15 protein-coding genes and 3 pseudogenes are annotated in these 20,046 nt (G+C 35.9%); 9 read left to right on the forward strand and 9 right to left on the reverse strand.

The genetic code is table 11. From position 1 onward, the window contains the following. On the reverse strand, positions 1 to 729 hold the full coding sequence (locus B9T25_RS01340; RefSeq protein WP_086186701.1) for an ABC transporter ATP-binding protein: 729 nt from the start codon (positions 727 to 729) through the stop codon (positions 1 to 3). Positions 730 to 740: 11 nt separating this feature from the next. On the opposite strand from B9T25_RS01340, the gene B9T25_RS01345 reads away from it, so the two are divergent. After that, positions 741 to 1,370 (forward strand): arylesterase, encoded by a 630-nt coding sequence (locus B9T25_RS01345; protein WP_086186702.1) that lies wholly within the window; start codon positions 741 to 743, stop codon positions 1,368 to 1,370. A 441-nt stretch (positions 1,371 to 1,811) separates the two neighbouring features. On the opposite strand, the gene B9T25_RS01350 is transcribed toward B9T25_RS01345, so the two are convergent. Continuing rightward, positions 1,812 to 2,426: a carbonic anhydrase gene (locus B9T25_RS01350; RefSeq protein ID WP_086186703.1), complete on the reverse strand. Its 615-nt coding sequence runs from the start codon at positions 2,424 to 2,426 to the stop codon at positions 1,812 to 1,814. 312 nt (positions 2,427 to 2,738) lie between these two features. On the opposite strand from B9T25_RS01350, the gene B9T25_RS01355 reads away from it, so the two are divergent. Both B9T25_RS01355 and B9T25_RS01360 read left to right on the forward strand, forming a co-directional pair. Continuing rightward, positions 2,739 to 3,767 carry an alpha/beta fold hydrolase gene (locus B9T25_RS01355; protein ID WP_143222449.1) on the forward strand — a complete coding sequence of 343 codons (1,029 nt, stop codon included), beginning with the start codon at positions 2,739 to 2,741 and terminating at the stop codon, positions 3,765 to 3,767. Positions 3,768 to 3,781: 14 nt separating this feature from the next. Beyond that, positions 3,782 to 4,789 carry a hypothetical protein gene (locus tag B9T25_RS01360; RefSeq protein ID WP_086186704.1) on the forward strand — a complete coding sequence of 336 codons (1,008 nt, stop codon included), beginning with the start codon at positions 3,782 to 3,784 and terminating at the stop codon, positions 4,787 to 4,789. A gap of 36 nt (positions 4,790 to 4,825) precedes the next feature. Here the strand turns inward: B9T25_RS01360 and B9T25_RS01365 are convergent, their stop codons facing one another. Continuing rightward, on the reverse strand, positions 4,826 to 6,892 hold the full coding sequence (locus B9T25_RS01365) for a TonB-dependent receptor domain-containing protein (RefSeq protein ID WP_086186705.1): 2,067 nt from the start codon (positions 6,890 to 6,892) through the stop codon (positions 4,826 to 4,828). A 272-nt stretch (positions 6,893 to 7,164) separates the two neighbouring features. Next, on the reverse strand, positions 7,165 to 7,803 hold the full coding sequence (gene nfuA / locus B9T25_RS01370; RefSeq protein ID WP_086186706.1) for a Fe-S biogenesis protein NfuA: 639 nt from the start codon (positions 7,801 to 7,803) through the stop codon (positions 7,165 to 7,167). A gap of 158 nt (positions 7,804 to 7,961) precedes the next feature. Between nfuA and B9T25_RS01375 the strand changes: the two genes are divergently transcribed. Beyond that, positions 7,962 to 8,579, forward strand: a complete 618-nt coding sequence (locus B9T25_RS01375; RefSeq protein ID WP_086186707.1) for a rhomboid family intramembrane serine protease — start codon at positions 7,962 to 7,964, stop codon at positions 8,577 to 8,579. Between the two features lie 200 nt (positions 8,580 to 8,779). Next, a complete protein-coding gene (locus tag B9T25_RS01380) occupies positions 8,780 to 10,330 on the forward strand; it encodes a hypothetical protein (RefSeq protein WP_086186708.1) in 1,551 nt (516 codons plus the stop codon). 254 nt (positions 10,331 to 10,584) lie between these two features. Here B9T25_RS01380 and gmtX read toward each other — a convergent pair whose 3' ends face one another. The 3 genes and pseudogenes from gmtX to B9T25_RS01395 all read right to left on the reverse strand — a co-directional run. Beyond that, entirely contained in the window at positions 10,585 to 11,256 is a 672-nt protein-coding gene (gmtX, locus tag B9T25_RS01385) for a gamma-mobile-trio protein GmtX (RefSeq protein ID WP_086186709.1), read from the reverse strand. A gap of 16 nt (positions 11,257 to 11,272) precedes the next feature. Beyond that, on the reverse strand, positions 11,273 to 13,861 hold the full coding sequence (locus tag B9T25_RS01390; RefSeq protein WP_086186710.1) for a VPA1269 family protein: 2,589 nt from the start codon (positions 13,859 to 13,861) through the stop codon (positions 11,273 to 11,275). Further along, positions 13,858 to 14,217 (reverse strand): annotated as a pseudogene (locus B9T25_RS01395) (tyrosine-type recombinase/integrase); the annotation flags it as partial. The gene B9T25_RS01390 and the pseudogene B9T25_RS01395, both read right to left, overlap by 4 nt. A 13-nt stretch (positions 14,218 to 14,230) precedes the next feature. Between B9T25_RS01395 and B9T25_RS01400 the strand changes: the two are divergent. From B9T25_RS01400 to B9T25_RS01415, 4 genes and pseudogenes are all read left to right on the forward strand, one after another. Continuing rightward, a pseudogene (locus B9T25_RS01400) lies at positions 14,231 to 16,684 on the forward strand (DEAD/DEAH box helicase family protein); the annotation flags it as partial. Between the two features lie 21 nt (positions 16,685 to 16,705). After that, positions 16,706 to 17,398, forward strand: coding sequence for an ADP-ribosylation factor-like protein (locus tag B9T25_RS01405; RefSeq protein WP_086186712.1), 693 nt, complete (start codon positions 16,706 to 16,708; stop codon positions 17,396 to 17,398). A gap of 2 nt (positions 17,399 to 17,400) precedes the next feature. Further along, positions 17,401 to 17,916, forward strand: a complete 516-nt coding sequence (locus B9T25_RS01410; RefSeq protein WP_228146837.1) for a hypothetical protein — start codon at positions 17,401 to 17,403, stop codon at positions 17,914 to 17,916. Between the two features lie 4 nt (positions 17,917 to 17,920). Next, positions 17,921 to 18,763 carry a hypothetical protein gene (locus B9T25_RS01415; RefSeq protein ID WP_086186713.1) on the forward strand — a complete coding sequence of 281 codons (843 nt, stop codon included), beginning with the start codon at positions 17,921 to 17,923 and terminating at the stop codon, positions 18,761 to 18,763. 32 nt (positions 18,764 to 18,795) lie between these two features. On the opposite strand, the pseudogene B9T25_RS01420 reads toward B9T25_RS01415, so the two are convergent. After that, positions 18,796 to 19,041, reverse strand: a pseudogene (locus tag B9T25_RS01420) (IS5 family transposase); the annotation flags it as partial. 347 nt (positions 19,042 to 19,388) lie between these two features. After that, entirely contained in the window at positions 19,389 to 19,994 is a 606-nt protein-coding gene (locus B9T25_RS01425; RefSeq protein ID WP_086186714.1) for an HAD family hydrolase, read from the reverse strand. Positions 19,995 to 20,046: the final 52 nt, after the last annotated feature.

The following is a 20,046-nucleotide window of genomic DNA, read 5'->3' on the forward strand; positions in this document are numbered from 1 at the left end:
TCAGTCCTCACCGTTACGATGTTCAATTATATGTCCATCTAACAATTCAAAATGACGCTGGCATTGTTCGGCCAGTTTTGGATCATGCGTCACCAGAACCAAGGTTGTGCCCAATTCACGATTCAGCTGAAATAACAATTGCTCAATGTCTTTGGCTGTTTGCGTGTCTAAATTACCTGTAGGTTCATCGGCAAAAATAATTTTTGGGTCGCTTATTAAAGCTCGCGCAATCGCAACACGTTGCTGTTCACCACCAGAAAGGACTTTTGGCGTTTGAGTCGCTTGTCGTTCTAAACCCACTTTTTTCAGCAATGCCAAGGCTTTTTTTTCAGCTGCTGCAAAATTAAATTTTTTTTGTAAACGCAGCGGTAACATTACATTTTCAACGGCAGTTAAATGCGGTAATAGTTGAAAAGATTGAAAAACAAATCCAATATGTTTTAAACGCACCAAAGCACGTTGTTCTTCGTTTAATTCAGCAATCGATTCCCCACAAACCATTAATGTTCCTGCACTGGCCTGATCCAACGTCGCTAAAATTCCAAGCAAAGTCGATTTACCTGAACCCGAACGCCCCATAATTGCCACTTGTTCGCCTGCATAAATATCAAAATTTAAATTTTCAAAAATGCGTAATTCTTTTTGTGCAATTTTGATCTTTTGCGTCAGTTGCTGGGCAGAAATAATCACTTGTGGCATGATGGAGTGATCGTGAGTAACTTGGGTCATAATATCTCTATATGCAAAATCGCAATTTAAAAATTCGTGGAATTTCTTACTTGGCGATGTTCAGCCTATGTCTTATTCCAACCGTGGTTTCTGCTAAAACCATTATGATTGTTGGCGATAGTATTAGCGCAGCATATGGCATGCAAGCAGAACAAGGTTGGGTCTATTTATTACAAAAACGTTTAGAGCAACAGTATCCGAAAAAACATAAAGTGGTCAATGCCAGTGTCAGTGGTGAAACCAGCAGTGGTGCTGTGGCACGTTTGCCGAAATTATTGCAAACCTATAAACCACAAATTGTGGTGCTTGAACTCGGTGGAAATGATGGTTTACGTGGTCAATCGCCACTTTTGATTCAAAAAAACCTAGCCAATTTAATTCAACAAAGTCAGCAAGCCAAAGCAACGGTGATTGTTTTGGGTATGAAAATTCCACCCAATTACGGCACGGCTTATAGTCAAGCTTTTGCAAAAAATTATAGTACGGTCAGCCAACAATACAAAGTGAAATTGATGCCCTTCTTTTTAACAGGAATTGCCGGCAATAAAAATCTGATGCAATCCGATCTGGTTCACCCCAATACCAAAGCACAAAGCATTTTACTGAATAATGCTTATCCCTATATAAAAGACGCTTTATAAACTCATGCTAGTCAGTTAAAAAATGACTGGCATTTTTTATTTTAAATCCATAATGTTATTCGATACACAGAAACGTCATTCGCAACTTGAGCAATAAATAAAGCACGGCTTTATTTTGCAGCGCAAGGCAGGACTACATTGGCAATATATTATTTTTGCAATTTTTTTGTTAATTTGCGGTAGTTGGCGAGTTTTGCGATGAGGCGCACTGCGCCGCAAGATGCTTTTCTTACGAAGCTCAAAATATATTTTGAGACTTCTCATTTTGGCGAATGAGAAACACTCTTTTCGCAAGGAACAAACGAGCTCCAAAAATTTGATTTAAAACGATAAGACTCCGGCGTGAATAACTAAAAGCTAAGGGATTAATTATAAAACCCCTTAGCTGACCAACATTAGCGTTATAAGCGCCTTTTATGAATCATTGAAATTTTTTTGATTTTAAAAATCAAAAAATAAGACTTCACCGGTTTCCAAAGAATATTCTGCACCAACGACTTTTAACTTCCCTTTAGCAATCAGGCTTTCCAGTACAGCAGAACCATGACGCAACTGATTGACTGATGCAAAAACATTTGATCGTACCGCATGTTTGGACAATTTAGCCAAATCATCCTTCAGTTCTGTCTGTAACAATGTTTCAACCGATGGGCGCACACGGTTTACAATTGACATTAAGTTTTGTGATGGTGGACTGGCAGGATTCATCAATGTATCAATCGTGGCTTGAATAGCACCGCAATGACTGTGACCTAAAACCACAACCACTGCGCAATCATAACGCTCTGCAGCAAATTCAACACTGCCAACCTGAGAAGGCGCCACCACATTTCCTGCCACACGAATCACAAATAAATCACCAAGTCCCTGATCAAATACCATTTCAGCAGGAACACGAGAGTCAGAGCAGCCTAAAACGATAGCAAACGGGTTCTGGTCTCCCGCCATTTCTGCACGTTCCTGATGGCTCAGTTGTTTATGATGGGTCGTCTCGCCAGATACAAAACGTTGGTTACCACTTTTAAGACGTTCTAAAGCTTCTTGAGCTGTTAGCATTTCTTTCCCACCAGAATATTTTTAAGTTGCAACATTTTAATCGCTGTAAAAATGAAAGTCACTTGCAAAAACGAATAGCTGTACCAGTTTATCACGATGTTACAACATATTTTATTTCACATAAAAACGAATCCAGTTCACATTCTCCAGCATTCTAGACACCTGATTCAATAAACAATACAGTGACATTTTCTTAATAATACTTACAATAAGCTATAGACATTTCTAGAAAAATAAATGCAGTCTAAATTTAGATTATTTTTATCATATTCTCTATAAATATTATCATGAACACATTAAGGATAATGATCAATGATAGCACCACACTCGATTTTATCCCGCATCTTTACCACGATGTGCTTGGTACTTGCCGTCAGTGTGTCTCATGTTTCATATGCAGCAACAAATAAAGCGAATGATGCCGCGAATTCGTTACAAAGTTATTTTGCCAAAGAACGTCATGCCGCAGGCTTACGCAGTAAAAGCATAAAAATTGATGACATTACTTGGAGCTATAATGAAGGTGGTTCCAGCAATAAGCCTGCTGTATTACTCATCCATGGCTTAGCAGGAAATCGTGACAATTGGAATGGTGTAGCACACTTTTTAACACCGTATTACCATGTAATTATTCCAGATCTTCCAAGCAATGGCGAAACCAAAGTTGCAGATAATTTTGATCTCTCTGTACCAAATGTGACAGAACGCTTACGTCGTTTTGTTGAAGCAATTAATGTCGAAGATAAACTGAATATTGCAGGACACTCATTGGGCGGATCAATTGCAACCGTCTATGCTTCACAGTATCCATTTGATACTCAAAGCTTATTTCTACTTAATAGTGCAGGTATTTATAAACAAGCCAATACGGCCTATACCAAAGATCCTTATTTTTTAAAAAATCTAATTGTTTCTAAACCGGGTGATTTAGAAGATGTGCTCAGTCAAGTCATGCAAACACCACCAGATTTACCGCTTTACTTTAAAAAAGCACAAGAAAAAATGTTGATTTCGCAATCTTCACAAACCCATAAAATGATTGATCAAATCGTGACACTGAATCGTATTTATACCCCTGAATCATTTGCCCGACTCACGCGAACCATTGAAGCACCGACACTGATTCTTTGGGGCAAGCAAGATAAAATTATTAATGTTGAAGCAGCAAGTGAATTACAATCTTTATTGAAACGTGCAGAGACGCCAGTGATTTTAAACAATGTCGGGCATATGCCGATTTTAGAAGCAGAACAACAAGTGGCTTTACACTATTTACCCTTTCTAGCAAAAACTCAAAAGCTAAAAAATCCACTTGCTGATAAACTTATCCCTTTAAATTAGTTTGCAGAGACAGTATGCAGAAACACCCGATGATTGAGCAATTAATAGATGCTCATCTTGACTTTTTAGAGCAAGAGTTTTCGCATGCTGCCACCATTCAAAGCGAATTTCTAAATTTTTATCATTGGTTTAGAAAACAGACCTTGCAGAATATTTGGTCATTTGAGCACATCAATGCCCTGTTACAAAAGCAAATTTTAGCCACACCTGCGAGCCCTGTTCTCATTGAGCAAATCACCGAACATATTCGTTTTGCTTTAATTCATCCTACCAATGAAAGCACTCAAATTGCAGATGTGATACCCGTACTCACGGTTGATAAAATTGCCCAATATGTGGCAAGTAAAAGTGCTCATCGCCAGCGGTTAATTAGAACTGTGGTCAATAGCCCTGCTTTTTCAGCTATGATTACCCAATTAATTCAGCACTCTATTCAAGATTATTTAGACAATTCTGTCATGGCTAAACGCATGCCCGGTATGTCAAGTTTTATGAAAATGGGCAAATCTGTTTTGGAAACAGTAACTGACTCCAATTTAGATAAAACGATTGGACATTATCTACAAAAAAATATCTTGAAGCTTAGCCAACTAAGTGAGCATGTTCTCAATCAACATTTTGATGATGACAAGCTATATCATTTTCAGGCCAATCTTTGGCATAAAATTAAAGATATGCCTTTAAGCATTTTGAAAAACTATATTGAAATTCAAGACCTTCCCAACACGGTCAGTTTAGGGCATGAAATTTGGGATCATATCCGTCAAACAGAATACTTAAAACAACAAGTTCATGATGGTGTTTATGCTTGGTATATACGTAATCAAGAACGTAGTTTTGACCTATTACTTCGCGATTTAAATATTGATGAAGCACTAATTCAACAAGAATTACAGCACTTATTAGCACCTGTAATTCAAAATTTGGTTTCCTCTGAATATTTACGTGAACGTGCAAGAGCTAATTTAGAGAAATTTTATTATGCTGAAACAGCGCAGAAAATCTTAAATATTCAGTCATAAAGAAAGCCGCATAAAGCGGCTTTCTTATTTAATTCATTAGAAATTAGCCACAAAACTAATACCATAACGACGACCATCTAATAATTGATCACCATCTGCATTTTCAGCTTTTTCATCTAAGATATTGTACACCCCAAATTTACCCTTTAAGCTTGGGGTAAATTTGTAGTTAAAACCAATATCCACAAACTCATAACCTGGATTCGGATTAGACATAGACGTTCGGCTCAAATAGGCAGATGTTTCACCACGATAATGCAAGCGAGACCAAACATTTAATGCATCATTAATCTCATAATCTGCTGTTAAATTAAACATATTTTTTGGCATTTCATTTAAAGGCTGCCCTTTAAATTCACCAGATTTAATTTCAGTATTTGTATACGTATAATTGGCACTTAAAGTCGTATAATCATTTAAAGTCGCCTCAACTGTTGCTTCGATACCTTTTAGTTCAGCATCATCCACATTAATGCGATCACTTATAAAGTAGAAAGGTGTTGCACCTTCAGCACATTTCCATGCTGCAACATTGTTACGATTTATTGTTGATCCATCAGTATCTGTTTCACAAGTACGAACTTCTGTGATCTTGTCTTTAAACTTAGTGATATAGCCTGTTAAAGATGCAGATATAAAATCATTTTCCCAATTTAACCCTAATTCTGATGACATACTTGTTTCTGGATCAAGTTCAGGATTAGCTCGAATAATGCCTCGACCCGTTGGAGTTGGTGATCCACCACCACCAGTTACACTATAAAACCCTTCCGTGGCTGCACGAATATCAGGCTGTTTATAACCAGTTGACACCCCACCTTTTACAGTAAAATTATCATTGAAGCTATATACTCCATATAATCGCGGAGAAAAATTACCACCATAATTTTCATCATGGTCATAACGCAAACCACTCGTTAAATCAAATGAATCCGTAATGCTCCAAGTATCTTCAAGAAAAGCTGCGACAGACCACCGTGTTAATTCACTAAAAAATGGTACATTTGGATTTCTGTTAGTAGCCTGATCATTTAACGATTCATCTTTATAATAGGTACCAAAGGATAAAGTATGGTTGTTTAACATCCAATTCCATTGATTGTTAAACGTCCAAGTATCAAGCTCAATACCTTTGGTATCTAAAGTTGTATTCTCTCGATCTGGATTTCGAGAATTTTCATATTGCAAATAGGTTTTACTTTCGAGGTTATCACTATATCGACCATTATGCGTAATTGCATACACACTTCGATAGTTTCTTGAAGTTGAATCTGCGGCCGTTGCGGTATCTTCAACCGTTTTTCCTACCGTTGATTCAGCATCTTGCTGCACAAAATTGGCTTCAAATTCTAAATTATGATTATCATTTAAAATATAAGTTAAGCGCGAATTGAGACTTTCTCTTTCATTGCCACGGAATCCGCCAACATAGCTATCTTCTTCACGTTCTTGTTTATTGATACCTAATTGCAAACCTAATTTGTTCGGAATAAGCGGACCTGCTAAATAAACTGCTCCATTCTTAATATTCCCCGCATTACCTCGATCTTGAATAATGGTGCCAAGTTCAACAGTTCCAGTCCATTCATCTGTAACTTTTTTCGTAATAATATTAACGACCCCACCCATCGCATCACTACCATACAGGGTCGATGCTGGTCCGCGAATAATTTCAATTCGATCGATCGCTGCCATTGGTGGTAAAATATTTTTTTCTAAACCATAATCATCGCCGTTCGGATTTACATCTTTAGAGTATTGGCGTTTTCCATCCACCAAAAATAATGTGTAATTTGAACTCATTCCTCGAATACTAATAGACTGGGCTGAGCCTGAACCTGAAACAACAACCCCAGGTGTATTTCTCAATACATCAGTAATATCGCTATATTCTCTTTTTTCTAGTTCTTCACGACTAATTACCGTAATTGAAGCAGGTGCTTTGCTCACTTCCTGTTCATAACCAGCTGCTGTAACAACAATAGTTTCTAATTTAGTCGGCTCTGCAACAGTCGATATTTTTTCTTCGCTTGCATAGGTAAATGAAGCTATAGCAGACAAAATTGAAAAAGATAATGTAGATCGAATAATACGCTTGGTCATTCAAGGCCCCCAAGTAGCAAAATAATGGATAAGTATTGCAATTTTCGTTTCACAGTGTAACAAAAAGCAACCATATTGCAATTAATATTGATAATTATTATCATTAGCATTTGTTTGTTTTTCTATAAGACTAAAATGCTTGAGAAAAATTTAAGGATTTATCTAAATTTATAAGAGAACAAATTATGGATGGCTAACCAAATCTTGACACTTCATCTTTTAAATAAAAAAACCTCCTTAATTGGAGGTTTTTTTGAACGTATTTCAAAAAATTATTTAAAATAAGCACCCTCTGCCTGAGTGTGATCCGTTTGGTCAACAACACGAGATAATTCTGGGATATGCTGTTTTAACGTGGTTTCAACACCTTGTTTTAAAGTGACATCAATTGCTGAACAGCCTTGGCAACCACCACCAAATTTCAATACTGCGGTTAAACCATGTTCTTCATCTTTAATAATTTCAACTAAAGCACAGTTACCACCATGTCCAGCAAGACCGGGGTTAATTTCGGCTTGTAATACATAGCTAATACGCTCTTCAATTGAAGCATCTGCACCCACACGTGGCACTTTTGAATTGGGCGCGCGGAATGTCAATTGCCCACCGAAACGATCTTTATTGTAATCAATCACAGCATCTAACAAATATGGGATAGATGGAGCATCAATATAAGCCGCAAAGTCTGGATAATCTTGTTTATAGTCTGTAGGAATAATTTCTTCAGGCGCACTATATGCCATACAACATTCAGCACGTGGCGTACCAGGATTTTCCACAAAAACACGTACAGCAATACCCGGTGTATTTTGTTTTTCAAGTAAATCAAACAAATACTCTTGTGCTGTTGGCGTAATCAATAAATTTGGAATTTCTTCTGCAACTGCAGCGCTGATGTTCTCAGTCGACATAATAATATTTCCTCAAGCTGAAGTGGCTATTTTAACTGAAGATGCGGGGTAATAAAAAAAAATCAACTAAAATTGTCGGAATTATTATAAAAATTAATCTTAACCCTTCATTTAATGGCATTATTAAAGCAACTATCTAAAAGCTGAACCTTCACTTTATGCTAGATTTACCTTTTAACCATACTGTTAGCTTGATCTTCATTACAGTGGTTGTATCACTGATTGCATTTTCAAATCAGAAAGTCATGAGCCGTCTTATTTTCTGGCCACCGGCAATGCAACGTGGACAGTATGATCGCTTTGTTACTCATGGTTTTGTACATGCCGATGGTGCTCATCTTATCTTCAATATGATTACGCTGTTCTTTTTTGGCAGTGTTATTGAAAGTTTTTATCGAGAGTATTTTTTTAATCTTGGCTTTATTCTGTTCTATTTGGGCGGTTTAATTGTTGCGATTATCCCAAGTTATTTAAAACATAAAAATGACCATCGCTGGGCCAGTTTAGGGGCTTCTGGTGCAGTTTCAGCCGTCTTGTTTGCTTATATCTTATTTGAACCATGGAAACTGATTTTTGTTTTCTTTATTCCAGTGCCTGCGATTATTTTTGCCATTTTATATATTGGCTATAGTATTTGGTCTGGAAAACGTGGCAATTCCAACATCAATCATAGTGCCCATTTATGGGGGGCAGCTTACGGTGTAATCATGACCATCATTCTAGAACCACGTGTTATTCCACACTTTTTAAATAAGCTGATGCAACTTCCTTTTTAAAACTTATGCTTTATTAATCCATATTCAAGGACGCTGACTTTTCAGCGTCCTTTTTATGCAAAAATAAAATTCTGATTACTTAAAAAGAATTCTAAAAAAGAATTACACAATTTTGTCATTAAATGCTAATCCATAAATCAAGTTGGCATAGATAATGTAGACATATGTATATTAACAATCAAAAAAATGAGATATTTTGCATGTCAACGTCATTAGATGGTCTTCAATTCCCGATTAATCCTGCTAGCAATAAAGCCAGCACCTCTCAGACAGGTAAAGAAATTATTGCCGAAGCCCTTTCTATTGTTGACAATAAATCATCAATGGATGCTCTCGCTGAAAAGAACTGGCGTAAAAATTATCCCGTCTATTTTAAGGCTTTGGTTGAATATGGTATTCGTACCATTAATAATCCCATTACCATCGCAAAACAAGGCTTGCACAAAGCTCATCATAGCTTTGATTTTTATCGTAATGGTCAACGCTACTTACTCAAAGACATCATGAGTGATGTGAATACAGCAAATTTGTATACCGTTCAGCTTAAAGGTGAAAGTGATGCTGCACCTGAATGGTATGTGCCTTATAAAGGACAAAAATTACAAGGTCAGGCTTTACTGGATCAAATTCAGACATGGCAAGATGCAGGCATTATTGAACTCAGCCATGCGGATGCTTTACGTGCTGCACAGGCACACCCTGAATGGTTCAATCTTTCTGACCGTACTATGGTCTTATTTGGCGCAGGCTCTGAAGCAGGCCCCCTCACTTGGTTATCGAAATGGAAAGCCAACATTGTGGCAGTCGATTTACCCAATAGCCGTGTTTGGGACAGAATTTTAAAGACCATTCAACAAGGCAATGCAACCCTGTATGCACCCTGCGCAGAAAAATTAGCCAAAAACACCTCAACTGCCACGCTGAAAGATAAATTAGGAGCTGATTTACTCACTCAAACGCCAGAAATTGCACACTGGCTAAGCCAGAATGAACATCAGCTTGATTTAGCAGCGATTGCTTATTTAGACGGTGAAAAACATGTGCGTGTCTCTATGGCAATGGACAGTATTATGCAATACGTGAGTGAGCAAAAGGCTGACACCAGTTTAATGTTTATGTGTACTCCAACCGATGTCTATGCCGTTCCTAAAGAGGTGATAGAAGCTTCACATGAGAAGTTCCAGCAGCGTTCCAAAACCCAGAAAATTATTAGCAAAAGTATTTCTACTGTTTCGGGACAGCATTTTTTCAAAGAAAATCTACAAACATTAATTTCTTCTGATAATGGCAAGGAATATGGTATTGCAGATTGTTTGGTGCTGGAACAAGGCCCTAACTATGCTTTAGCAAAACGGATACAACAGTGGCGTGCAACTTTAGCTCGTCATTATGGGCAATGTGTCAGTATTAATATTGCACCCTCAACCACAACCCATTCAGTGACTAAAAATCCGCTATTAAAAGCCGCGTTTAATGGTGCTAGCCTGTTTGATGTTGAATCATTTAGTCCAGAAACCACCAATGCGCTTATGGCGGCATTATGGATTCATGATTTACGCAATCCTGACTCCGTTGCAAATCCTGAAACACCATTGGCCCATCCTTTAGAATTAATGATGAAAGGTGCAAACCATGGTGGTTTATGGCGTGTGGCTTATTTAGCGCGTACAGCACTGCCTTTTGCAGCGCTCTATGGCTTTGCCAATGATAAATTACCAATGAAAAAAATATACAAATTGTTTAAGAAATAATTTTTAGCTTTAATGCAAAATGACTATTCGCAATAGCAATAGACAGCTTACCTGCTATTTCTAAACTTTTGCCAAAGTCAGACCACACCCAAAAACCAATAAAAAACGCTGTACACTTTCTATCTAGTTAAATTTATATAAAAACAGGTTAATCCTTTATTTTATATTATTTTACAATATCTTAGTTAGTGTCTGTTTTTTATATGCATATAAAAACAGTATATAAAAAAAAGGCTGGCAGATTGCCAGCCTTTTTATATTTCAGCTAATATTTTTTGTATTGCAGATACAAAGCCTGACTTAAATAATGATCGTCCATTTTCGTCTTTAATAGAGCCCAGTCTAGAAACTATCCAACCTCTGTTTCGAAGATTATTTTCGTCAATAGCATCGCGAAGCGCTTCGATTTCACTATTGACCAATACGCCAGTTAACGATGGTATTATTTCGACTTGTTGCTGTACTTGGCCTGCTGAAAAAACCTGATTTGGCCTCATATCAACAATCACTTCTGTTTGTTGTTTGAGAATATGGTTCTCTGCTTTGAGTTTTTTCTTTTCAGCAATGATTTGACCGAAGACTGCTCTCATAGCTGGATCATCTAGTCTCTTTAATAACTCCATGTCTGATGATACTTCATTCTTTCGAGAATAACGCTTGGGAGGTTTTTTTGTAGTGGTATCTGCTAAGGTTGCCCATTCTTTTAATAAAAGCTTATAGTGATTACCTGCTTTATTACGAAAACTATCAATACCAACCCCACCACTACTTGCCGATAGTTTTCCAATCGTTACTATTGAATAATCTTCTTCACCAGCATTAAAACGTTTTTCTAGTAAAGTATTTAGCTTATCTAATGAGGCCTGAGTGCAGGTGCTTCTATCTTTTTTGAGATTATCCAAAAATAATTTCATATCAGTACTCATTCTGAGATACTCCGCGTTAAATACTGCTGATTAAAGACTTTAGTGAAAAACTATTTATAGGTGTATTTAAATGCTCCTCTAAAGTTTTAATTCCAGTCTCAAGTAATTTATGATTTTGTAAAAATTCATCAAATTCTAAATACGACACAATCTTCTGAAAACTTCCAAGTTTATTAATTGAGTCGATTTGTTTAGTCATTGTACGAATCATAGCGTTGGCTGCAATTAATTGCTGGTCTTGATCAAGTAATAGTAAATGAGGTAAATAACCTTTTCGGATCATTATCCGACTTAAACTTTGTGTCCTGTCCTGAATTACTGAGGTCTTTTTAATATCATCGAGCAAATCAGGATAAATTTCAGCATCTTCACAAAGTAATGAAAGATGTAATAGCTCGGATGTTGTTTCTATAAATCCAATTTTTATATCTTCTTGAGAACCAACGGCTACCAACTTTGTTTGATGGTCATCTTCATTTCTTTTTTGCTCTATTTCAACTAAGCGTCGAATGAGGTTGAATGTAGCTATCCAATTTTTTGTGTACTCATCAGATTCAACTAATTGTTTTTCATGACGTCTATTAAGATGTTGCAATTCATTATGTTTTAGAAAAGGTATATTTTTTAACTCAGCTTCATATTTTAGCTCTTCGAAACTCTCTATATCTGCCTCTATCTTTGTTGCTAGATTGGCTGCATTATAGGCTTTATAACTCATAAAGTTGAGATGTGCATTGAGTGCTGGGAGGTAACTAGCATCGGTAATAAACCATCTGCATCGCACGCAATTTTCGCTACTGTGACCAACAGAACTATTAAGCCGTTTAGAAAAATTTTTGGAATCTTGTATTAATTCTCCACCATTCCAACAACCAGCAATAGATTTCACTTCGTCAGTCATTACATTATTACCTCCAGCTAAACAGAGTCCATGATGTCTCAACTCCCAACCTATTGGATTGCGATTAACTAATATTGATTTAATTGACATGTCATCATGGAAGGCCATTTTGGATTCAATTTGCCGTAGTTCAGCATCTTTTAAAAATATACGGATACTTTCTTTAGAATTATTTTCGAGTACTTTTGTTGCTTCTGCCATTTTCTCCTGCATGACAACAGGTGTTAACTTTGTATAATATATAGTCATTAAAATTCTTGAATGACCAGCCAAAAGTTTAGAAACAACTGGAAGTGGTAATTTAGCTTCTATTAAGTAGCTTGTAATGAGCGATACTCGTAAACTATGCAGTGGATAATTAGTTTTTACTTTTGGAGATTTGTAGTTTTTTTCGTAATGATGAACTAATTGAAGTGGTGTTCCATTAGGGAGTGTGTCTCCACAATTTGAGAGGTTATTTTCTAACTTCTCTAATAATTTATACCAAATCAAAGGAATACTTGCATCTGGAATTGGCTTTTTCCTATTTTCACTACAATTTGATGTAGCATCACGCATTAAAAAACAGCAATACCCCATCTTGGAAAGATAAGCATTTGATTTTAAATCTTTTGTGTGTTTGATTTCTAATGTCGTACAATCTGTAGGGGCTACAATGGGATTGTATTTTTCTTGCCAATTTCTAAGTTTTTCTAGCCAATATAGTAGAAATTCATTTTGCCAAGGAATTTCATAGCCTCTTTGGAATTCATCTTTGTTTTGATCTGCTGTTTTATTCGTATTGATATATAAACCTGTTGAATCCAAACCTGTCACATTATCTTTGAATCGTCGAAATATACCTTTTGAATGACTATTTAATACAAATTTATATTTTGTATTTTTTATCCATTTACCATTTTGATAGCGCATAGCATCTGCTTCACCAGTATCTAACATACGCACCTGATATGTTCTGAGTGGTAGTTGTAATTTGACGAATAGCACCATTGCTGCGACAGGTGACCACATTTTATAAATTGTGACAGATTTTTTATTACGCATTACTATTTCACGTATCCAAACACAATCTTCATCATTCTTATCTATAAGATTCTCATCAACTTCAAACCAACCTGTTGCCGCAGTCGATCTAATTCCACTCAGACTTTGTGCCCAACTCCAATTTGAAAAACTTCCAGATGGTTTAGGACACAAGATTTCACTGAGACGTTGAATATAGCGATAGGGTAAAGGACTATGGACTGTTTCAGATAGTGTTTGCTTGCTTTTTAGTTGTTCGAGTGGATTTTTATAAAGATAGATTTTGCTACCTTTATCAGTATTTTCAAAGAAATGATTATCTAATATCCAATCAATAAAATTAGATATATAGTTAATTATTTCTGTAGTATTTCTATTATCTCTGCGCTTGGAATTTTTAATTATTGCTGATTTAAAATCATGACTAGAAGCTTTCCAACCGTTTTGATCTCCAGCTAAAAAGATAAATATATCAGCACACCACGGCACAGTATGAATAATATATTTTTCAAGAAAAATACCTAGTGCATTTAGTTTCTCTGCTGTACTACTATCTTGACTTTTTATCCATTCTTCAGCTAACTCTCTCCATCCATTCATTTTTTCGCCATATCTTTTAGTTACCCATTGCAAAGTAAGATCACTTTTTCGACCATCAGGTTTGGCTATTTTAATTCTCATTTGTGTTTTCCAAATTTGGGATTCTTGCCAGCGAATAAGTTATATGGGTCAATGTCATCAAACCCATGCTGTAATAAAACTTGCCAGCTTGGAGTACATGTTTCCTCATTAGAATCTGATGGATTTAAAAGTTGTTCTGTTGCAGCAGTTAGAGCTTTTGTGACTTCTTTAAGCGAAGGAGTTGTATAGACTAATTGGGATTCTATTGATGAATGATGTAAGCATTTTTTGATAATTATTGGTTCTACACCTGCTCGACTTAAACGCCGACCATAAGCATGTCTGTGAGAATGAGGAGATAGTCCATCAGATTTGGAAACGTCTAAACCAATACGCTTCAGACCGCGTCGATAATTATCATGGAATGCATTAGTGCAAGGTTTTTATACTCAGGCTGAACTGAAACGCTTAATTGAAAGACGTAAAAATAATCCTGATTTAAGCAGCTTCCCGATTAATGAAACAATGGTTGAACGCTATTATCAAACCACAGCGATTAAATCACTTCTTGCAGAATTCCAGCAAAAGAAACGTGCAGGCTTACTGATTATGGCAACAGGTACAGGTAAAACCCGTACCGCTATTGCTTTAGTTGATGTGTTGATGCGGGCCAATGTCGTGCAACGCGTCCTGTTCCTTGCAGACCGTAATTCATTAGTCAATCAAGCAACACGAGAGTTTGCTAAGTTTTTTAAATCGGGTGCATCTGTTTTTAATTTAATTGACAGTAAAGGCGAAATTGGGCGAATTAATACCTGTACTTATCAGACCATGATTGGCTTGATTGATCAGCTCAATGAAGATGGTACGCGTAAGTATGGTACAGGCACATTTGACTTGATTATTGTCGATGAAGCTCACCGTAGTGTGTATCAAAAGTACGGTGAAATCTTTAAATACTTTGACAGCTTATTGGTCGGTTTAACGGCTACCCCACGAGATGAAGTCGATCGTGATACCTATGCCTTATTTGGACTTGAAACTGGCGTACCAACGCATTACTACGATTTGGATCAAGCGATTGCCGATGGCTTTCTTGTACCACCCAAAGCTTTCTCTGTGCCTTTAAAATTCATGCGGGAAGGCATTAAGTACAGTGAACTTTCAGATGAAGAAAAAGAACATTGGGATAATTTAGCATGGGGACAAGATGTTCCTGATGAAGTCTCGGCATCACAGATCAATAAGCAATTGTTTAATACCTATACCGTAGACAAAATGCTAAAACACCTAATGGAAAATGGCATTAAAGTTGAAGGTGGTGATGTACTGGGTAAAACTATTATCTTTGCGGTGAATCAAAAACATGCGGAGTTTATTGCAGATCGATTCAATCTTAGCTATCAAAAATATGATGGGAAGTTTGCACGGATCATTACCCATGCAACAAAATATGCGCAAAGCGTAATTGATGATTTTAGTAAAAAGGATTTAGCAGAACCACAAATTGCCATTTCAGTCGATATGCTCGACACTGGTATTGATGTGCCTGAAGTGGTGAATTTAGTATTCTTTAAAGCTATACGCTCTAAAGTAAAATTCATGCAAATGATTGGTCGTGGTACACGACTGTGCAAAGACTTATTTGCACCAGAGTCGGATAAATCTGAGTTTTATATTTTTGACTACTGCTCTAACTTTGAATATTTTGAAATTAATCCTAAAGGTGCAATGGGCAGTACGGTAGAACCGATTGGACAACGTCTGTTTAAAGCACGTTTAAATATTATGAGTCTTTTGAATGCACCAGACTACACACAAAAGAATCAGCTCAATGAACAGCAAACCTTAGAATTAAAAACCGTTCAAAACGATTTATGTGAAGGGTTGCGAGCTGAAGTCACGGCAATGAATAAAGATAACTTCATTGTTAAAACTGAGCTTGAGCATGTTGAGAAATTCAAAACATCAGAAGCTTGGGAAAACCTAGATGATCTTGCCATGGGAACATTGCGAGAACATATTTCTCGCTTGCCGCATGAGCTTCCGAAAGAAACTATTGAAGCAAAGCTCTTTGATATGCTCTGCTATAACCTAGAGTTGGCAGTCTTGGAAAAAAATAATAAAGCATTCGAGTCTTATGCCAATCGAGTGATCCAAATTGCAGCAGAGCTTGAAACTAAATCTAATATTCCAGTAGTTGCTCCACACCTTGCACTGATCCAAGAGATTCAATCACCAGAGTATTGGGTGGATATTACTTTACCCATTTTAGAATCGATGCGTAAACGAATCAGAGGCTTAGTCAAACTTATAGAGAAAACATCATCCACTGTGGTTTACAGCATGTTTAAAGATAAGTTAGGTGTTGCTACACAGGTCAATATTCCAATTGTTGCTAGTGGCGTGGATATTGCTCAGTATCGTAAACGTGTAGAAAGCTTTATTAAAGCCAATGAAAACCACATTACGATTGCTAAATTAAAAAAAGGTTTACAGCTTACGCCGACTGATTTGACTGAACTTGAGCGCTTCGTATTTGATGCACAGGAAGTCGAAAGCAAAGATAAATTTGAGCAATACTTTGGATTAGCTATTAGTTTGCCACAGTTCATACGCTCTTTAGTTGGCTTAGATGCAATTGCTGTGAAAGAAGCTTTTTCTAAATTTTTAGTCGGCACAACCTACAATGCAAACCAAATCCATTTTGTTGAAATGATAATGGAGCACCTTACCAAACGAGGTGTAATGCAGTCGTCCCAACTGTATGAGCCACCCTTTAGTCAAATGCATTATGAGGGGCTTGATGGGGTGTTTAATGATAAGGATGCAGACAACATTATTGGGGTTGTTGAGGCGTTTAATCAGAGTGCGGTGGCATAATAATTTTAAGGGAGAAAAGATATGGTTTTACCTCTATGGGCTGCTTATGTTGCAGGTGGATTAGCAATAAGTGGAGTATCTAGTTATCTTATTTATAATAATTGGGAAAAATTAAAAAAATTATTTAAAGGAAAATCTATAGTAATTTTAGGACAGCGAGCTACTGGTAAAACAACTCTTCTTAATTATTTGCTTAAAGGAGAAATTACTTTAGAGCATGAAGCAACAATTGGTATTAAAAAAGTTAAAGTTAGCAAAAAGAAACTAGCTGAGCTAGGGTGGAATGTTCATATTAATAGCACTCAGAATGATTACAGTGGGGTTACGTCTAATTATGAACAGTGGAGGAATGCTCTTCTAAATGTGGATATTTTTATCTATCTTTTTAAAATTGATGAATGGATTCTAGATGAAGGGTCTGTAGAAGCACAAATTGAAAGAGATATAAAAAATATTCAAAAAGAGTTAAATGGTAAACATATACCAATGTTTATTGTTGGAACTCATTTAGATTTACTCAAAGGTATAGAATTTAATTCTGAACAAGAAAAAATTAAACTAATTGATGAACTTCAAAAGGAAGGATTCTTTAAAAATATTAAATCAAGATTAAATGTTGGTGATTCAAAAGTATACTTACACTTCGGTAGCATGAAAGATCACGATGGATTAAATGAAATTATTCGTTTCATCATTGGACATATGGAGGAATAATTATGGAAGAAATGAAGGTTTATTTCTTTGCGCAAGCTTTGGATAATGACAGTACTGATGATTGGTATGAGTTCACGAATAATGCACTTTTAAAAATAACGGACGAAAAAAATCAGTCCTTTGTTAATAACATGATATTTGAACTTACGAACAATGGAAAGAAGGAAAGTATCCAGTATGTAGACTGTTACTTTAAGTTTGTTAAGAATGATGCGTTTGATTTAATTTTACTCATTAATAATGAGCAGTTTGATGCATTGGGAAGACAGTCAAAAACTGCTTTAATAATTCAAAACTGCATTAGAGCTCAAAACTCATTAGATTTCGAAAAAATATTGAATTTATTTTGGGAGGAAACTAATAGAAATTTATTAACTTTAAGTAAGGTCGCTAACCAATGTAATCAGATGTTCGAAATAGTAAAAAAAAAGAACAAACTAAGTTGGTTGCTCCCACTAACCTTAGTCAGCTTAGGTGCAATTTTAGGATTGTTGTTTCAAAAATTAAGCAAAGGATAGAAAAATGAGTCTTAAAAGTTTTCCTAATAATATCGATGATCGTCGAGTAGTATGGTGCCTATCGCAGGATACAATTGATATAGCTTTAAATGATAAATCCGCCTCTGAAATATTATTTGCGCCAAACATTACAGTCGTTCAACTTCCTTTAAGTCGAATTGCAAAAAGAAAATCAGATAAGCTTTGCGAATTAGAAAAACAAGGATTATTAAAAGTAGATCAAGTTCTAGTTTGCTCCGATGAGGGGATTAATGCTAGCGAACAGTATCTAAACTTGGATCATGTTATAGACGATTTCCTAACATACAATTTAAAAAAAGCGAATGCTTATGCTAGATTTTTTGCTGCATTAGGAGCAACATCATTTGAGTTTGAGCATAAAAAAATTGATTTTTCTAACGGTAAAGCCGATTTCTCAGTAGCGCTTGATGGAGTTGCATCTAAACTAACAAAAGCTAATATAGATTTGACTGCTAAAGCTAAAAGAGCCTTAAATCAAATTGCTTCAATTATGAAAGGGTACACTCAAAATCAATGTAAAACTGAAGAAAGAATATTGTTAGCTGAAAGAATTTTGAAAGAGTACAGCTTAGAAAGTGATGAAATATGCAAATCTGAGTTAGCGACATTTAAAGATGGTGTAGCAAATTTGACTGATCTCGATATATCTATGTCATCTACAGCTGATAGTACAAAAAGTATAAACATTCTTATCGATGTTGGGCTTCAAATTCCAAATATTAAACCAGAAGGAAAAAGCAGTTCAGTTGCTTCTTTAAAATCTAAGCTTGAATTAGTATCTATCGTAAAAAACAGCTTTGATTTCAATTTGAAAATAAAGTTCTAGAAATTATAAAATTTACTAGGGTCTGTTGAGAATTAACGTGAGTTAATTACGCTAGCACAAAGATAAATCATAGCGGCAAAACTTGAATCTGTTTTGTCGCTACGCATGGCAATACGTTTGAATTCTTTCAACTTACAAAAGTAGTTTTCGATTAGATGCCGCCATTTATACATGCACTGATCAAATATACGCTGAACCTTACGATTAGATTTTGGCGGAATCACTGCCTTTGCACCTCGATCATCAAGTTCTTTTAACAGCCAATCCGCATCAAATGCTTTATCTGCTAATAATGCTTGAAAATGTAAAGAGCCACTTCAGTGGGACTACTTCAAATGTATAGAAAGATTTTTTAAGCAGGTTTCAGCGGATGCTTACTGTGTAACATAGCTAGTGTCCAAGTAAAAGAAGTATCGGTGTTCAATACTGTGCATCACTAAGTGTCCATTAATATAAGAATATGCAGTCTAAGTTAGAGAGTCTGTCAATAAAACAGTATAACTGCTTATCAGCCTCTGTTACAAAGAGATATATTCAGGATCTGTAGTCATTTTAAGTGAATCCAGTAGACTACTCTTAAGTAGAATTCGTGGAGGATAATTACTGATATATACAAATAGATGTTCTAATCAGATATTAGATCGTTCAGCACATTACTGAGATTTTGTTTTTTATTTCGTTCTATTAACCTTGCTGACATACCTAAAGAAATTGGTACTTCAACATCTAAAATCGGATGATCACCGACAAAGAGTACATCACACATTTGACAGGAGAACTGTTTTAGTATTACTTCATAAATATGCTTTTCAGGCTTTATCGCACCAACCTCATAACTTAGAAAAACTGCATCAAATGAGCTTGGAAGTATCGCTTTTAGTTTCTCACCATAAGGCTTTGCCAAATTTGAACATAGCACTAATTTAAAACCAAGACTCTTTAGCTTTCGAAGTGTTGGAATAGTATCTTTATACAACTCAATTGTATTCAGTTCAAAATCAATATCTTCTTCTATTTCTTGAAATAATTGCTTTGGGATTTCTTTCCCAAAAAGTTTAGCCAATTGTTCAATATCAACATCATTAGACATAATAATATTGGCATCTTTTAAACTAGGTTTTCTACCACCCTCCTTAAGCCATTTCATTAATTTACGATACGGGGATTTGCTTTGACCAATTTGTACAAGCGTTCCAAAGGCATCAAAAACAATTACTTTAGGGGAGTTCATAATAGACTTATAACGAATGTAATGATTGAAGTCAGTTTAGTCGATATCTTAT

The organism is Acinetobacter sp. ANC 4470, from assembly GCF_002135335.1.
Taxonomy (GTDB): Bacteria; Pseudomonadota; Gammaproteobacteria; order Pseudomonadales; family Moraxellaceae; genus Acinetobacter.

What these genes read in the sequence shown, in the direction of transcription:
- B9T25_RS01340 (WP_086186701.1), bottom strand. Translation starts at nt 729, where the DNA reads ATGACCCAAGTTACTCACGATCACTCCATCATGCCACAAGTGATTATT.
- B9T25_RS01345 (WP_086186702.1), top strand. Translation starts at nt 741, where the DNA reads ATGCAAAATCGCAATTTAAAAATTCGTGGAATTTCTTACTTGGCGATG.
- B9T25_RS01350 (WP_086186703.1), bottom strand. Translation starts at nt 2,426, where the DNA reads ATGCTAACAGCTCAAGAAGCTTTAGAACGTCTTAAAAGTGGTAACCAA.
- B9T25_RS01355 (WP_143222449.1), top strand. Translation starts at nt 2,739, where the DNA reads ATGATAGCACCACACTCGATTTTATCCCGCATCTTTACCACGATGTGC.
- B9T25_RS01360 (WP_086186704.1), top strand. Translation starts at nt 3,782, where the DNA reads ATGCAGAAACACCCGATGATTGAGCAATTAATAGATGCTCATCTTGAC.
- B9T25_RS01365 (WP_086186705.1), bottom strand. Translation starts at nt 6,892, where the DNA reads ATGACCAAGCGTATTATTCGATCTACATTATCTTTTTCAATTTTGTCT.
- nfuA (WP_086186706.1), bottom strand. Translation starts at nt 7,803, where the DNA reads ATGTCGACTGAGAACATCAGCGCTGCAGTTGCAGAAGAAATTCCAAAT.
- B9T25_RS01375 (WP_086186707.1), top strand. Translation starts at nt 7,962, where the DNA reads ATGCTAGATTTACCTTTTAACCATACTGTTAGCTTGATCTTCATTACA.
- B9T25_RS01380 (WP_086186708.1), top strand. Translation starts at nt 8,780, where the DNA reads ATGTCAACGTCATTAGATGGTCTTCAATTCCCGATTAATCCTGCTAGC.
- gmtX (WP_086186709.1), bottom strand. Translation starts at nt 11,256, where the DNA reads ATGAGTACTGATATGAAATTATTTTTGGATAATCTCAAAAAAGATAGA.
- B9T25_RS01390 (WP_086186710.1), bottom strand. Translation starts at nt 13,861, where the DNA reads ATGAGAATTAAAATAGCCAAACCTGATGGTCGAAAAAGTGATCTTACT.
- B9T25_RS01405 (WP_086186712.1), top strand. Translation starts at nt 16,706, where the DNA reads ATGGTTTTACCTCTATGGGCTGCTTATGTTGCAGGTGGATTAGCAATA.
- B9T25_RS01410 (WP_228146837.1), top strand. Translation starts at nt 17,401, where the DNA reads ATGGAAGAAATGAAGGTTTATTTCTTTGCGCAAGCTTTGGATAATGAC.
- B9T25_RS01415 (WP_086186713.1), top strand. Translation starts at nt 17,921, where the DNA reads ATGAGTCTTAAAAGTTTTCCTAATAATATCGATGATCGTCGAGTAGTA.
- B9T25_RS01425 (WP_086186714.1), bottom strand. Translation starts at nt 19,994, where the DNA reads ATGAACTCCCCTAAAGTAATTGTTTTTGATGCCTTTGGAACGCTTGTA.